This is a genomic window from Synechococcus sp. PCC 7502 (assembly GCF_000317085.1).
Taxonomy (GTDB): Bacteria; Cyanobacteriota; Cyanobacteriia; order Pseudanabaenales; family Pseudanabaenaceae; genus PCC-7502.
Genome location: NC_019702.1, coordinates 3,156,693 through 3,170,931, shown reverse-complemented (window position 1 = coordinate 3,170,931; position 14,239 = coordinate 3,156,693). Strand labels below are relative to the sequence as shown.

The following is a 14,239-nucleotide window of genomic DNA, read 5'->3' as shown; positions in this document are numbered from 1 at the left end:
TTAACGCACGGTTTTGAGATTTTCAATACCCTTAGTCACAGTCATAGATTCAATGCGATCGCCCAGTTTAATTTTATCTACGACATCCATACCGCTAGTAACATAGCCAAATACAGCATAGGAACCATCGAGAAAATTAATATCTGCTAGGGCAATATAAAACTGAGAAGAGGCAGAGTCTGGGGATTGTGACCTTGCCATCGCCACTGCACCTCTGGTATGACGAAGCTGAACCCGATCATCAGGTTTAAGGGGATTACTATACTCAGGTTTGGGGATAAAACCTTCCTTAGGCGTGTATGCCTTAGTGATTTCCAAGGGAATTAAACGGGGCTGTGATGTAGCTGGATCAATAAAACTGCCCGTGCCGTTACCTAAAGGATCACCACCTTGAGCCACAAAAGGCGATGGTTCACGAATTACTCGATGAAAGGTGAGGTTATTGTAAACTCCTCGCTTCACTAAATCGACAAAATTACCTGCCGTAATTGGCGCATCAATGCCATCAACTTCAATCGTAACGGTGCCGTACTTTAACTTCATTTCTACGGTTGCCGATCCATTCAACCTTGGCAAATTGGGAAAGGGAGAATTAACAGATTGGCTAACTTTGGGCTGGCTATTAGCTGGATTATTGATTGAATTGCTAGATGAATTATCAGTTGGCTTAGCTGACTCCGTAACTTTAGAAGCAGATACTTGTTCCGAAGTGAATGATACACTTTGTTCAGCACAGCCAACTACGATTACTAAGCTCAAAGCTAAAACTATTTTTAATACTCTGTTTATAATATTTCCAATCATGGCTTAAATTCCTTCTAAAGGCACTGACAAAAACTTCGCTAATTCTGCTGCTCTATCTTCAAGAGCACTCAAGGATATGGGCTGACCAACTTCCGTAAGGGGAATATCACCTCTACCTTTTAGACGCAAATATAAAGAACGTTTAGGATTTAACCCATCTCGAATTTCCACTTTTACTGCCTGCACATCAGCTAGAGCATAGCTAAAATCTAAAGTGCGATTTTTACCAGGGAATCCGAGGCGAAAGATTCTGAGCTTGCCAGTGTCCAAATTAAACTCGTTGAATCCGCCGCCAATATCTAGGACGATCGCCGTCCATAAATAAATATCTAAAAGCGTACCCGCCACTCCATAAAAGCTTAAAGCTAAACCTTGGGGAATAAAATTTAAATTCAGGGGAGTCTCTGTGGGCAGAAGATTAATATGAAAATAGCTCGATAAACCCGCCAAAGAAAATCCCACAGCCCCGATTGCAACAATCACTGCATAGATATAATTACTGGGTCGTCTGGCTCCTAGTACAGGATAGGTCAAAACTGGGGAAGATGTGGTCATGGTAATTTCACCGAAAGGATTAATAGTATATTACTTTCGAGGGGTCTTAAAGTCTGAAGTTAATAGGAGAGTTAAGAGGCGGTGCCCAGATTTGAACTGGGGGTGCAGCTTTTGCAGAGCCGTGCCTTACCACTTGGCGACACCGCCTTAAGTTATAAGATTATACACTAATCAGGCTCATTAGCTTGGTTATCAGTTAAATCAATTTCTAAATCTGATGGAGTATTCGATAAATTATCCGATGAATTAAAGGTCAAGGTATTAAAACTGGCAATCAGAGCGATCGCTAACCACCATAAAATCTGTACTTGAGGACGAAACCACACCGTATCGACTAGACCATGACTGATCATGCCTGCAATTACGCTAAAAGCCCCAATAATCCATAATCCTTCCGCTTGTTGTTGCTGACGCGCATAATTTAGCTGCTGCCAACCATGCCTTACTGCCGTAACCACAAACCACAGGTATAAAACTAAACCAACAATCCCAGTCTCCACTGTAATTTCTAGGGGGACAGAATAGGTACCCAAGGCACTGTAACCCGGACGCTGGAAGAAAGGATAAATTTTATTAAAGGCACGATTACCATTACCTATACCCAAAATCGGACGGGCTTTGATCATCTCCAATACCGATGCCCATACATTCAAGCGAAAATTGGCACTACTGTCGGCTCGACCCAAAAAACTGCTAAAAAACCGAGTACGCTGGGATGGTACCAGCAGAATATTGGCAACTAAGACTCCCACAGTACCGACAATAAAACCGGGAATTGCCCATTTTGGCAGCCTTTGACTACCACTCCACCAATAGATTAAGAGAATTACTAAAGCTAAAATTTCCGCATACAAGCCATATAATCCACCACGGCTGTAGGTTTCACGCACGCACAACAGGCTAAAAATTGCTACCAATGCCCCTACACACTTAGCACTCCAACTCCGCCACACAATCATAGCGATAGCCCCCAGGGGAATGGCGGGTAAAAGATAACCTGCTAAGAGATTGGGATTACCTAAAAAGCTATAAACTCTCGTGGTTCCTGCTAAATCTGAAGTTGGATCAGTCCAGGTTGCTAACTCTTCTGCTCCAAAAAACCATTGCCGTAATCCATAGACTCCCACCAGTAAAGATGTGACCAAGTAGCTACCAACTAAAAGCGATCGCCAGTTTAATCGCCCATTTAAAAAATTAGATGTACTTGTGCTTAATACTCGACTCATCGAGGCAAACATCAATAGATACAAGCTCAGTTTGATCCAACCTTCCAGAGCATCCCGCCGCACAGGAGAAAGCAGAGTTGCCAATGTTGCAATTCCCCAGTAGCAAATCAGAGGTAAATGGAGTGGGGACTTTAGGGCTTGACCAGTGAGAGTATCCCCTAACCATATCAATACCCAGATAATAGCAATGGAGATCGTCATCAAGCCCGATTGATTGTTAGATAGATAGGGTAATAGTCCTAGTAAACCAACCAGAAGTGAGCCTAACAGACCGATCCCCACCCAAGAGCTATGCTGTTGCCATTGTGCCAGTCGATCTAAAAATGCAAAAATTTGGCTATGTTGCCAGTAGGCTTTTAACCAGAGGGGAATTGACAGGTTTAATATCACTATAAAAGGTTTCCTTGAGGAATAAAAATTGGACTTTAGCCTGAATAGTATCAAATATTTTTTGCTGATTAACCTAAATACTACCAAGAGATAGCCTTTTGAAACCCTTGAGAAAATAGCAGCAGCTTTATTTCTTTACGATTTTCTGCAATTTCTTGCGCACCAGCCAAAACCCAAAGCTGGATTAAACTCAAAGGGAACTTGATTTGGTGAATGCGGAACCTCAGTTACATTAATTTGAAAAGAATTTAAAAAGGTTATGGAAGAATAGCTTGAGCCATTATCTGTACTATCTACATAACTATTAAAGCCAATACCCCTAATTCCTGTGGGTACGATACTTGGATCATTGACATGCCATATATAAAAACCTGAAAATGCACCGACTACCAACCAATAGCAGGTATCTGCCAAAAAGGTAAATGTTGAAGTCGGCGTAAAGTCAAAGTCAGTAATAGCATTACTTGGATTTAAGATTGAATTATTAATATTCTCACCTTTTTATCTTTGCGTAAGTCCTATAATTTTTTCTTGATCATTATAAATATATGCAATGCCATTTTTATAGACAAATTTATTTGATATTTTTCGGATGCTAATGTAATGACAAAAAACTGGCTGACGCAAAGAGCAGAGGAGCGAACGGTTCCAGCTTTGATATGTGCTGACCAAGTATGGACATTTCCACAGCTAGAAGTAGCATCAGCTAAGGTTGCTCAAAATTTAATTAATCTAGGTGTTATCCCCAAAAGTTATGTTGCAGTTTTAACGGATACTTGTGCGGATTTAGTGATTTTGATTCATGCTCTCACGAGGCTAAATTGTGTATTTATCCCCTTGCATACTCGACTATCTGTCACAGAATTACAGTGGCAAGTGCGGGATTCAGGGGCAGAGTTTTTAGTTTTTAGCGTTACTAAATTAGATACAGTAAATCAACTGCAAATTAAAAATTTATGCCTATTAAATCTCGAAGCTCTAGGGTTTGTAGCTGCCCAAAATTTGGCAGAAAATTTGAAACTAAATTTGGAGCCAGATCGGGAGTTGCCAGAGAATAAGATTGATTTTGTCTCAGTTCAAGCTGTAATCTATACTTCGGGGACTACGGGGCTACCCAAGGGAGTGCAATTGACCTATAAAAATCATTATGCTAGCGCGATCGCCTCGGCTCAACATCTTGGCATTAATCCTAAAAGCGATCGCTGGTTAAATTGCTTACCTTTGTATCATATTGGTGGGTTATCGATTATCTGGCGCAGCGTGATCTGGGGCATACCTATGGTACTTTTACCTCGATTTGATATTGCAGAAGTCTGTGAGGCGATCGCTAATCAAGCCATTACATTTATATCCTTAGTCCCAACAATGTTAGTGAGGATTTTATATAGTCCAGAATTTCAGGCAAATCTATTGGCTTGGCAAAAATTACAGGGGATTTTGTTGGGAGGAGCTGCTGCTAGTCCTGATCTCTTAGATAAATGTCTGAAATATCAATTACCGATTATGCCTACCTATGGTTTGACGGAGGCTAGTTCTCAAGTGACAACGCTTTTAACAAAAGATATACTGCTAAAAAACGGTTCTTCGGGTAAAGCTTTAGGTTGCAATCAAGTACGAATTGTATGTTTAGATGATCCAACGGGTGATCAAACAGAAATGGGAATAGGTGCGATCGGACAGATTATGGTTAGGGGGGAAAATGTGATGAAAGGATATCTCCACCATCCCGATTTAGGTATAAATTGGCTGAATACCGGTGATGTTGGATATTTGGACGCTGACGGCTTTCTGTATGTCCTAAACCGTCGCAGCGATTTAATTATCAGTGGAGGTGAGAATATCTATCCGACGGAAATAGAGGCTATTTTAGCTAAACATCCCCAGATTCAAACTGCCTGCGTCGTTGGGATTGCAGATAAAGAATGGGGAGAGATAGTGGTAGCTGTTTTGCAACTCATAAAAAGTGAAACCAACTTAGAAATTAACTTAGGAGAAGTGAGAAAATTTTGTGAAGATGCTGGCTTAGCAAGATATAAACTGCCACAAAAACTTTATATAGTTAATGCAATGACTACTACTGCTAATGGTAAGGTATCTCGTAAACTCGTGCGTGAGGCGATCGCTATTCAGATCAGTTAAGATTCTGCTATCCTAAATAGCCTAGGGGAATTAGCTCAGTTGGTAGAGTGCTGCGATCGCACCGCAGAGGTCAGGGGTTCGAGTCTCCTATTCTCCATAAGTTCAAAATTTCAATTTGTCCAGCCATTCAGGGACTTTAGCCATTTTATGGTATTGATTTGGCTCATACGAGAGAGTTAGTTGATTTAATGACTCATTATTTTCAATAGGAGAGATATGAATTATTATCATAACTTTGTCTTTCATAAGATATTTGGTAATTCTTTCAACTTTGGACTCAAAAGTAAATTGCCTCTTTATTTCTTTTTTCTCGACTCTTGAGGGGTGGTCAATGGTTTGAAATTCTAATAACTCAAAACTAACAATGAATCTTTCGTCTTTAGTTAATTCAGGATCAAACTCATAGTTGGCTATACAAAATGGTTGTAAACCTCTATCTTTAGTCGGAAGATTTATACAAATAACGTATTCAATCGTGGCACTCATAACTTAATTTCCATATTGCTCGATAACCATCCTAGACTATATCTTCTAAAAGCTGGCAATGGAACAATGAAAAAAATGTTTGGGAAGAAGTTGCAGGGAAAGTTAAAGTTCCACCGCAACAAAAGCCTAAGCCTTTTACTAGAGAGGAAATTACGATGATCATCACTGCTTTTAGAGGCGATCGCTACTACAAACCCTATGCTGATTATGTAGAATTTTTATTTGGAACAGGTTGTCGTACAGGCGAGGTGATTGGATTACGCTGGAAGCATTTATCTGATGATTGCTCAATAGCATGGATCGGTGAAAGCTTTGTAAGGGGAACTAGGAAAGCCACCAAAACTAACCGAGATCGAGTGATCGCCCTAACGCCAAGGCTTCAAAAAATGATACTAGAACGAAGACCAGAGAATTTTGTGGCTGATGACTTTGTATTTAAAACACCTAATGGAAAGCCGATTGATGATAATAATTTCCGTAACCGTGCATGGAAGAGTATTTTGACTAAATTAGGAATAGACTACCGTAAGCCCTACAATACCCGCCACACACTCATATCCCATGCCCTTGATATGGGAATGAACCCTGTAATGGTGGCGCAAATGACAGGTCATGATGTTGGCACACTTTATGATAATTATGCTGGTAGCGTAAACAGCCGCCCTCGATTACCAGAATTACACCCAGTTTAATGAATTGGTTTATGGGCAAAATTGCCGATAAATTAAGCAATTAGAAATAATTTGATGAATATGGGCTTAATCGTTGGATAATAAATGTGAAGTTTTTTTATGGCTAAAGACTCATATGAAGATTGACGCAATTTTAGCTCCAAATAGCTCAGAAAAAGCTAAATTCCGCTTATTTAGTTGCCCAATCTCGGCTGGTATTCCTTCTTCCACTGAAGACTATCTTGATGATGAGTTTGATATTGACCAATTGATTAACCATCCTAACGATACCTATTTCATGCGGGTTAGGGGTAATTCAATGGAAGATGTTGGTATAGATTCAGGTGATTGGTTATCTGTGGATTGTGACATGGAAGCCATGAATGGCGATGTGGTTATTGCCTCAATTGATAATGAATACACTGTAAAACGACTATTTCATAGGAACGGCGAAATAATACTACTTGCTGAGAATGATGATTATGAACCTTTGCGTGTGCAAAAAGACTCTGACTTTAAAGTATGTGGCGTAGTTACAAATGTCATTCATCGCCTACGCAAGTTTTAGATTTGTATGGAGCCACAGCCCAGAGATATAGAAATATACCAAGATCAAAATGGTGAATTACCCTTTGAGAATTGGCTCAATCAGCTTCGAGATGCAAGAGCGAGACTAAAAATCAAAGCTCGTTTAGCAAGAGTTGCCCTAGGAAATATAGGAGACTGTAAATTTATTGACGAAGGAGTATTTGAACTAAGAATTGACTATGGTGCTGGCTACCGCATCTATTTCGGGCAAATAGGAACAAAGGTTATACTGTTATTGTGTGGTGGAGATAAGAGTTCTCAAGATCGGGATATCAAGACGGCAAAGGCTTACTGGAGAGACTATGCAAAGCGTAAAAGTACAGACAAGTAAAAGTTATCAAGAATATTTAATTGCTTCCCTCAAAGACCCCGAAGAAGCAGCAGGATATATCACGGCAATTTTAGAAGAAGAAGCCCCTGAGCCTGAATTATTATGTTCTGCTCTTGAGGATGTTGTTACCGCATTGGGAGAGTCAAAGGATTTAGGTTTACCGAGAGCTTTTAAGGGAGAGCGCAGTCAGGCTATTTATGACTTGACTACATATTTGGATAAGCTAGGCTTAAAGCTGAGTGTCACTGTTAAATAGTTGCGGCGGACGCATACCGTAGGTAATCGCTCTCAAGAAATCTAATTAAACTTACCCCACAGAGGCAACTGGATCGTTACCATAGGACTAAGCCTCACGAATTTGTTCATTAGGGCGATGAATTACCAATTCTGTCTTGTGTAATTGAGCAATAGGTTTTCCTGCTGCGATCGCTTCATCTTGAGAACCATGCAAACTAATCGGCTCTAAATTATTCTCTTCTTTCAATGCCCACTTATCACCCTGTGGGATAACGTGGATATGATTCCTTTCCATAATTGATCTCCTATTTAACACTTACATTTAATAGTATATTTAATAAATCTTAGCATAATACACTAGGTGTATGGGGACATGGTTACTTCACATCAATCAGCAAAACTTATTAAAGAACTTCGCTATCGCTTGGGAATGACCCAAGAACAGTTTGCAGTGCAATTGGGAGTTACCGTATCCGCAGTGAATCGTTGGGAAAATGGCAAAGTACAACCCTCGCCACTTGCATTACGAGCAATGGAATATCTAGCAAATAAGGATCATGCTATGGCAGATGCTTAGGCAGAATACACAGCAATTGATCTGGTAATCCATAGATAATCCAGAGATGATTCTGAGGTAATCCATAGTTATACCAAATCGAAGAGTATAGGCTACAGATGGTATAAATATATAAACCGAGTTCAAAGAAAAAAATGGCAGGAGTATAGAGCCTGTTTCATATCTCATGAGTAGCAATTCTTTTTAGCATCAAACGAATAAAGCAAAGATTGAGTTTAGCTGTAGCATTAACGAGAGTTCTCTCAAAGTTCTTAACTAAGATTTTGCATCTTTCAACCCAAGCATTTGACCTTTCAATTACCCACCTTGTCGGCACAACTACAAACCCAGACAGACCTTTTTCTGCCTTCTGTTGCTTTGATACCTTAGGAGAAATTTCAAACCTAATCTTAGTCATAATCTCAGGATAAACCTTCTGTAAATCAGTCGTCAATTTTTCGATATGATAACCACTATCCAGCAATATCGTAGTTAGGGTAATGTCATCTGGCTTCGATTTGAAGTAATCAATGTTAAACGTTAACATCTCAATCAGTCCTTGGTCATCTGATACATTTGCTCTTGTTAAATAGGTGAAAAAAGGAAATCCCAGTATGTCAACGGCTAAATGTCTTTTGATCCCGTTAGTTGCTTTGTAGGAGCAGAAGCCCTTGGATTCTATACTTGCATTACAAGTATTTTTCACTGCTTGTGAGTCAATGATGATTAAAGTTGTCCATTTTGATTTTTTTTGACTGTTCACGGGCTGTTGAATGCAAAGCTTCCATAATCGCAGTAAATGTACCTGTATCTTTCCACTCCTTGTAGTATCGATACACTGTAGAGAATGGTGGTAAGTCTCGGGGCATATCTCGCCAATTACAACCGTTTTTGAGTTGGTAGAGTATGCCGTCTAAAATTTGTCTTTTTGTCCATGTTGGCGGTCTAGTTTGCTTTTTCTTTGGGAGCAATGGTTCTATAATTTCCCATTCTTTATCTGTTAGGCTACTTGAGTATGGATTTAGCATTTTCTAAGTATCATACATCTTGCTCATAATAGATATGAAACAGGCTCTATACAAATTAGAGATCAGCGAAAGTGAAGAAGAGCTAAAACATATGCTGAGAGTGCAAAAGACCGCATCAGATAAAGAAAGAATTCAGATGCTGTATCTGTTAAAAACAAAACAAGCAAGCACAATCCAGACAGCATCGACAATACTGGGACGGCATCGAGTTACATTGCAAGATTGGTTAGGGAATTATCGCAAAGGGGGAATAGTAGGACTAAACCTAGAACAGGGCGAAAACAGAGTATTCCACAATGGGCGCAGAAAGCATTGATAAAAAAGCTGGAAGAAGCAGAAGGCTTTGAAAGTTATGGGCAGATCTGCCAATGGTTAGAGAACCAATTAGGAATCAAATCAAACTATAAAACTGTGCATCATCTAGTCCGATATCGGCTGAAAGCCAGACCGAAAGTGACACGTCCAGTCAGTGCAGGAAAGTCAGAAGAGCAAGTAGAAGCATATAAAAAAACCTTGCCAGTATTATAAGCATGATTGCTTGGTTCGGCATTAATATAATCGGACTAAATGGCAAAGTGAGATTCTTTTGTCAAGATGAAACACGAATTGGGTTAAAGACAATTAGTGGAAGGAAGATCACAGCAAGAGGAGTCAAACCCAAAGGTAAAGTTCAGTGGCAGTTTAAGGCAACTTACCTCTATCGAATTGTAGAACCATCAACAGGGGAAAGCTTTTTCTATGAATTTACTCACCTTAATAGTGAATGCTTCCAAGTATTTCTGAACTTAGTAAGCGCATATTTTCAAGGTGACATCATCGTTATGCAAGTGGATCAAGCAGGAGCACACAGAGCAAAACGGTTAAAGATTCCTAAAAATATTATTTTGCTATTTCAGCCTGCCCATGCACCTGAGACTAATCCCATTGAAAGAGTGTGGCAGCATTTCAAATTAGGGTTGAGGTGGAAACTGCCAAAAGATCTTGACCAGTTGCGTGCATTAATGCGGGAAAGGTTAGAAGTTATGACTCAGGAGGTAATTGCTTCGATTGTTGGGTGGGATTATATTTTAGAGGCTTTATCTGTAGCTCGTATTTAAAGTTTGGTATTAGTTCCGAAGCTGAGAAGTTAGGAATTTGCAGATTATGGCAATCTTGGGCCGGACACGTTGAATTTCACCCTTGAATTGATGATCTATTCCTTTAGATTTAATGGAAGAATCACTCTAACCACAGTACCATTGATCGCCGAGGACTCAATTTCTAATTTGCCGTCATGAGCTTCAACAATCTTTTTAACGATCGCTAGTCCTAGTCCAGTGCCAGAAGGTTTAGTTGTAAAAAAGGGTTTTGTTAATTTTGGTAAAACTTCCGATGGTATGGGTGCGCCGTTATTTTCAATTTGCAAACAAACCTGATAGGAGTCAGTTAGAGCCATAATTTTTACCAAGATTTTGCCATTTTCTGTTACTGCTTCACAGGCATTTTGCAATAAATTGATGATTACCTGTTTTAACTTATTCATATCTGCAACAATAACCAAAGGCTGAGACAAAGGCATAAAAGATATGTATTTGCCGATCGCCAATTGAGAGTTAGAAGTATTATTAACTAGATTTAGAGTTAACTGATTTAGATCAAGGGGTTCAGGCTGAATAACCTCATGTCTGGCATAGGTCAAAATTTCATTCAAAAGTCGCTTCAACCGTTCTGCCTCATCTAAAGCCAAAGTTAATCTTTTTTGAGCATTTTCTGACAGTTCCATCCGTTCAAAGTAATTTAATCCCATTAAAACCGTGGTTAAAGGATTACGCACTTCATGGACAATTCTCGTCGCCAGTTCACCGATTTCTGACAATCTTTCCATTGCTTTAATGGTACGCTGTTGTTCTTGTTGTCTTTCGGTAATATCCTCAGCAATACCAGCAACACGATAAATTGAGCCTGTTTCATCAACTATCGGAAATGCTTGATCGTGGATAATCCTGATTTCCCCATCTGGGCGAATGATTCGATATTCAAGATCATAGGTAGTGTCAGCAGTGAATACATTAGTAAAAGCCAGAGACACAAAGTCTCGATCCTCTGGGTGGACAGCTTTTAGGCATATTGCTCCATCGTGATACCACTGCTCGGTGGGTATGCCCCAAACCTTCTCAAACATGGGACTTATATATATCGGCTCGTGATTTCGAGAATACATCCATACTACCGGTTTTAGGTTTTCCGCTATTTGTCGCAGTTGCTCTTCACTGTTACGGAGGGATAGCTCCACCTCTTGGCAGTCCCTAATTTTTAATTGCAGTGCCTTATTCATTTCCTGTTGTGCCTGATAGAGGTTGTAGTTGTCGATCGCAGTTGCGGCACGTTCGGCAAAAATTTCCACCAACTTCATATCTTCTACACTAAATTTGCGGGGATGATGATAAAAGGCGCAGACTGTCCCAATAATTTCTCCCGTAGGAATTTTTAGAGGTGAACCAATGTAAGCAAGGTAACCGTCAGGGGGCTGACCATATTTTGAGTTAGTTCTTGTATCTTCAACAAACAAACAGCATCCAGCATTAATTACACTGCCAGTGAGGGTACCGTGGAGATTAAGTAACTGATCTGGATCATTGCCACCGATTGAGCTGGCTAAAACCCTCTCAAATCCATCACGACATAAAGTTACCGCCACCCAGTCCACAGATAGCAATTCACTAACACTATTGGCAATTAACTGGAGATAGTCTGATAGTTCACCCGTACGATAACTGAGGGAAGATAAAACTTCTAAAGTTCGCTTTCCTTTTATTAATTGTTTTTGGGGCTGCCGTGTGGATTTAACTTGTTTTTTTAGAAACTTTAGCCAAAATTTGATTAACTCTATGATAGAAAAATAAAGATTGTATAAGTAATTCATAAAAATATCTTCAGCTAATGTTCAGTCTTTACTAATTAATTACTTAAAGGTAAATCATAATGAATTGATGAATAGACGTAATGATTATTAATATATTCTTCCAATTTTTTTAATATTTAAAATTTAAACATTATGCGATTAGTTTGGCATCTTTCTGAATTTGTATTGGTGAGTATAGCTGTAATGGGAGTTTTAGCGATCATTAAGCAATTTTCGTATATTCCTATTAGAAGATTTAAACTTAGAGATATTAGAAATCATAGAAAATGGCGACTGTCAATAACTTCAATGGAGAACCAAATGATTAGTTTATCGGATATTCAAGCTCAACAAAGACAGTTAATTAGTAACTTTTCCCACGAGTTGCGTACTCCTTTAACTATAAGTTATGGTTATATGCAGAGCATAGTCCGCCGTAGTCATAACCTTACTGATATGCAAAAAAATGCCCTTGAAATGGCAACATCTGAAATGAAACGTACTATTGATTTATTACAAAAATCTTTGGACTTAGCCAGATTAGATCAGGAATATATCTCTTCTTTACTAGGTTCAGTAACAATAAACACTTTAATTTTAGAAGTGATTGCAACTTTTAAAAAGGAAGATCAAAAAAGAATAGTTGTAGAAACAAAGGAATTAAATATTACTGTATTAGCTGATGCTGAAAGACTTAAAAAAGCTTTGATTCAGTTAATTGATAATGCGATTAAATACTCTGATCGGATCGTGACGATTAGCCTAGAAAAAACCCACAGTAATGCTTATATTTATGTCTGTGATCAAGGATGTGGCATTCCAGTTCAAGATCAACCCCATATTTTTAATCCTTTTTATCGAGTTGACCCTTCTCGCAGTCGGGCTACAGGAGGAAGTGGATTGGGTTTAGCGATTGCCAAGGTATTAGTTGAAGGCATGGAAGGAAATTTGAACATTCAATCTCAAGTTGGTCTTGGTAGCATCTTTAAAATAAAACTCAAAGCAGTAGCTAGTTAAGTGGTGGAAATTATCTTAAATATTTTTCTTAATCATTTAAATGAAAATCTCACACACAACTAACTTTATATCAATTAAAATATCAGGCAAATGTCAACCAAAATTCTATTAGTTGAAGATGATATTAAACTAGCTCAATTTATCGAAATGGAGTTAAGTTGTGAAGGATACGAAGTAGTCATGGCACATAACGGTTTAGATGGATTAACTCAAGCTCGTCAGTTTCTGCCAGATTTAATAATTTTAGACTGGATGATACCTGGATTATCTGGAGTAGAGATATGTCGTAGACTAAGAGCAACAGGACATAAAATGCCAATTTTGATTGTGACCGCTAGAGATGATATTAGGGATCGGGTTGTAGGCTTAGACGCTGGTGCGGATGATTATGTGATTAAGCCCTTTAGTATTGAGGAGCTATTAGCAAGAATTCGTTCACACATTCGTCGCACAAAACATGAAGAAATTGATGTCTTGCATTTTGAAGACTTAAGTTTGAATCGGCGTACCCGAGAGGTCATGCGTTCAGGCAAATTAATAGAATTAACCGTAAGAGAATTTGATTTATTGCAATACCTTCTGATCCACCCCCACCAAGTTATGACTCGCGATCAGATTTTGGAAAAGGTATGGGGGTACGACTTTAATGGTGACTCAAATATAATTGAAGTATTTGTGCGGACTCTGAGGCAAAAACTGGAAATGGAGAATTCTACGCGATTAATTCAAACCGTTAGAGGTGTAGGATATGTGCTGCGATTGCATAAATAATTTTCTGAAGAATTGCTGAATTTTACCCTGCTTGGGTTTAACCCTAAGTTTAGCCAATAGTTATTTTGATTTCATTACAGGTTCATAGCGATCGCCCATTATAAGCTTGGTGAGATAAGGCAGCTTAACTCAATTAAAACAACATCAGGATTTTTTATGAAATTCAGTTCCATATTTGCTACCACTGCGATCGCTATTGTCACAATTTCTGCTGTTCCATTCCAATCATTTAACCCCACTTCTTTTCAGGTATCTGCAAACGAAATAAAAATTGCCGCTGCTCCTTCTGCTCAAGAAAAGATTGATCAAATTACTCCACTTAAGGGTAAGCCTGAAAGTGCGGTTTTATTGCGTAAACTCTATGCTAAAGACCTGACTCCCATTGGTATTCAACCCGGAGGTGCTGGCATGGTAGTGAATCTCTATAGTAAAAAAGACGATACTACTATTTCTCTTTGCACAACCTTTGATGTTGTAGTAGCAATTAAAAAAGGCAAAATTGCCAAGTTTGATCCTAGTGAAGTTAAATAGCTATATTGGATCGCAATATTTTCAAAAA

General features: G+C 38.9%; 21 protein-coding genes and 2 tRNA genes. 13 read left to right on the top strand and 10 right to left on the bottom strand.

From position 1 onward, the window contains the following. From SYN7502_RS15905 to SYN7502_RS21490, 5 genes are all read right to left on the bottom strand, one after another. Positions 1-804 carry a peptidylprolyl isomerase gene (locus tag SYN7502_RS15905; RefSeq protein ID WP_015169762.1) on the bottom strand — a complete coding sequence of 268 codons (804 nt, stop codon included), beginning with the start codon at positions 802-804 and terminating at the stop codon, positions 1-3. A gap of 3 nt (positions 805-807) precedes the next feature. Beyond that, the gene (locus SYN7502_RS15900; protein WP_015169761.1) at positions 808-1,359 is read right to left on the bottom strand and encodes a photosystem I assembly protein Ycf4; all 552 of its coding nucleotides are present in this window, start codon (positions 1,357-1,359) and stop codon (positions 808-810) included. 76 nt (positions 1,360-1,435) lie between these two features. Then, positions 1,436-1,506, bottom strand: a tRNA-Cys gene (locus SYN7502_RS15895). A 20-nt stretch (positions 1,507-1,526) separates the two neighbouring features. Next, entirely contained in the window at positions 1,527-2,975 is a 1,449-nt protein-coding gene (locus SYN7502_RS15890; protein WP_015169760.1) for an IctB family putative bicarbonate transporter, read from the bottom strand. 135 nt (positions 2,976-3,110) lie between these two features. Continuing rightward, entirely contained in the window at positions 3,111-3,431 is a 321-nt protein-coding gene (locus SYN7502_RS21490) for a choice-of-anchor R domain-containing protein (RefSeq protein ID WP_371257835.1), read from the bottom strand. A 147-nt stretch (positions 3,432-3,578) separates the two neighbouring features. On the opposite strand from SYN7502_RS21490, the gene menE reads away from it, so the two are divergent. Both menE and SYN7502_RS15880 read left to right on the top strand, forming a co-directional pair. Next, on the top strand, positions 3,579-5,114 hold the full coding sequence (gene menE, locus SYN7502_RS15885; RefSeq protein ID WP_015169759.1) for an o-succinylbenzoate--CoA ligase: 1,536 nt from the start codon (positions 3,579-3,581) through the stop codon (positions 5,112-5,114). A 24-nt stretch (positions 5,115-5,138) separates the two neighbouring features. Further along, positions 5,139-5,211 (top strand) — tRNA-Ala (locus SYN7502_RS15880). 5 nt (positions 5,212-5,216) lie between these two features. On the opposite strand, the gene SYN7502_RS15875 is transcribed toward SYN7502_RS15880, so the two are convergent. After that, entirely contained in the window at positions 5,217-5,600 is a 384-nt protein-coding gene (locus tag SYN7502_RS15875) for a hypothetical protein (RefSeq protein WP_015169758.1), read from the bottom strand. Positions 5,601-5,638: 38 nt separating this feature from the next. Here SYN7502_RS15875 and SYN7502_RS15870 point away from each other — a divergent pair, with 38 nt between their 5' ends. From SYN7502_RS15870 to SYN7502_RS15855, 4 genes are all read left to right on the top strand, one after another. Continuing rightward, positions 5,639-6,292, top strand: coding sequence for a site-specific integrase (locus SYN7502_RS15870; protein WP_081581079.1), 654 nt, complete (start codon positions 5,639-5,641; stop codon positions 6,290-6,292). 115 nt (positions 6,293-6,407) lie between these two features. Beyond that, a complete protein-coding gene (locus tag SYN7502_RS15865) occupies positions 6,408-6,839 on the top strand; it encodes a LexA family protein (protein ID WP_015169757.1) in 432 nt (143 codons plus the stop codon). A gap of 6 nt (positions 6,840-6,845) precedes the next feature. Continuing rightward, complete coding sequence (locus SYN7502_RS15860; RefSeq protein ID WP_015169756.1) at positions 6,846-7,190, top strand: type II toxin-antitoxin system RelE/ParE family toxin; 345 nt, start codon at positions 6,846-6,848, stop codon at positions 7,188-7,190. Next, positions 7,162-7,446 (top strand): hypothetical protein, encoded by a 285-nt coding sequence (locus SYN7502_RS15855; protein ID WP_015169755.1) that lies wholly within the window; start codon positions 7,162-7,164, stop codon positions 7,444-7,446. The genes SYN7502_RS15860 and SYN7502_RS15855 overlap by 29 nt, the downstream gene beginning before the upstream one ends. Before the next feature lie 87 nt (positions 7,447-7,533). Here the strand turns inward: SYN7502_RS15855 and SYN7502_RS15850 are convergent, their stop codons facing one another. Further along, a complete protein-coding gene (locus SYN7502_RS15850; protein ID WP_015169754.1) occupies positions 7,534-7,722 on the bottom strand; it encodes a DUF2188 domain-containing protein in 189 nt (62 codons plus the stop codon). Positions 7,723-7,800: 78 nt separating this feature from the next. Here SYN7502_RS15850 and SYN7502_RS15845 point away from each other — a divergent pair, with 78 nt between their 5' ends. After that, positions 7,801-8,004: a helix-turn-helix domain-containing protein gene (locus tag SYN7502_RS15845; protein ID WP_015169753.1), complete on the top strand. Its 204-nt coding sequence runs from the start codon at positions 7,801-7,803 to the stop codon at positions 8,002-8,004. A 157-nt stretch (positions 8,005-8,161) separates the two neighbouring features. Here SYN7502_RS15845 and SYN7502_RS15840 read toward each other — a convergent pair whose 3' ends face one another. Together SYN7502_RS15840 and SYN7502_RS15835 are read right to left on the bottom strand one after the other, a co-directional pair. Continuing rightward, positions 8,162-8,746: a transposase gene (locus tag SYN7502_RS15840; protein WP_371257780.1), complete on the bottom strand. Its 585-nt coding sequence runs from the start codon at positions 8,744-8,746 to the stop codon at positions 8,162-8,164. Then, on the bottom strand, positions 8,700-9,011 hold the full coding sequence (locus SYN7502_RS15835) for a transposase (protein WP_015168135.1): 312 nt from the start codon (positions 9,009-9,011) through the stop codon (positions 8,700-8,702). Before SYN7502_RS15835 ends, SYN7502_RS15840 begins: the two co-directional genes overlap by 47 nt. 34 nt (positions 9,012-9,045) lie before the next feature. Between SYN7502_RS15835 and SYN7502_RS20755 the strand changes: the two genes are divergently transcribed. The 3 genes from SYN7502_RS20755 to SYN7502_RS20745 are packed head-to-tail and all read left to right on the top strand — an operon-like array spanning position 9,046 to position 10,108. Continuing rightward, a complete protein-coding gene (locus SYN7502_RS20755) occupies positions 9,046-9,327 on the top strand; it encodes a helix-turn-helix domain-containing protein (protein WP_210391303.1) in 282 nt (93 codons plus the stop codon). Beyond that, positions 9,324-9,539 carry a winged helix-turn-helix domain-containing protein gene (locus SYN7502_RS20750; protein ID WP_210391275.1) on the top strand — a complete coding sequence of 72 codons (216 nt, stop codon included), beginning with the start codon at positions 9,324-9,326 and terminating at the stop codon, positions 9,537-9,539. Before SYN7502_RS20755 ends, SYN7502_RS20750 begins: the two co-directional genes overlap by 4 nt. A gap of 2 nt (positions 9,540-9,541) precedes the next feature. Then, a complete protein-coding gene (locus SYN7502_RS20745) occupies positions 9,542-10,108 on the top strand; it encodes an IS630 family transposase (RefSeq protein ID WP_015167904.1) in 567 nt (188 codons plus the stop codon). A 95-nt stretch (positions 10,109-10,203) separates the two neighbouring features. Here the strand turns inward: SYN7502_RS20745 and SYN7502_RS15820 are convergent, their stop codons facing one another. After that, positions 10,204-11,913, bottom strand: coding sequence for a GAF domain-containing sensor histidine kinase (locus SYN7502_RS15820; RefSeq protein WP_015169752.1), 1,710 nt, complete (start codon positions 11,911-11,913; stop codon positions 10,204-10,206). A 132-nt stretch (positions 11,914-12,045) separates the two neighbouring features. Here SYN7502_RS15820 and SYN7502_RS15815 point away from each other — a divergent pair, with 132 nt between their 5' ends. The 3 genes from SYN7502_RS15815 (at position 12,046) to SYN7502_RS15805 (ending at position 14,211) form a co-directional block, all read left to right on the top strand. Further along, on the top strand, positions 12,046-12,909 hold the full coding sequence (locus SYN7502_RS15815; RefSeq protein ID WP_015169751.1) for a sensor histidine kinase: 864 nt from the start codon (positions 12,046-12,048) through the stop codon (positions 12,907-12,909). A gap of 90 nt (positions 12,910-12,999) precedes the next feature. After that, positions 13,000-13,680, top strand: coding sequence for a response regulator transcription factor (locus SYN7502_RS15810; protein WP_015169750.1), 681 nt, complete (start codon positions 13,000-13,002; stop codon positions 13,678-13,680). Between the two features lie 156 nt (positions 13,681-13,836). Continuing rightward, on the top strand, positions 13,837-14,211 hold the full coding sequence (locus SYN7502_RS15805; RefSeq protein ID WP_015169749.1) for a hypothetical protein: 375 nt from the start codon (positions 13,837-13,839) through the stop codon (positions 14,209-14,211). Positions 14,212-14,239 lie beyond the last annotated feature (28 nt).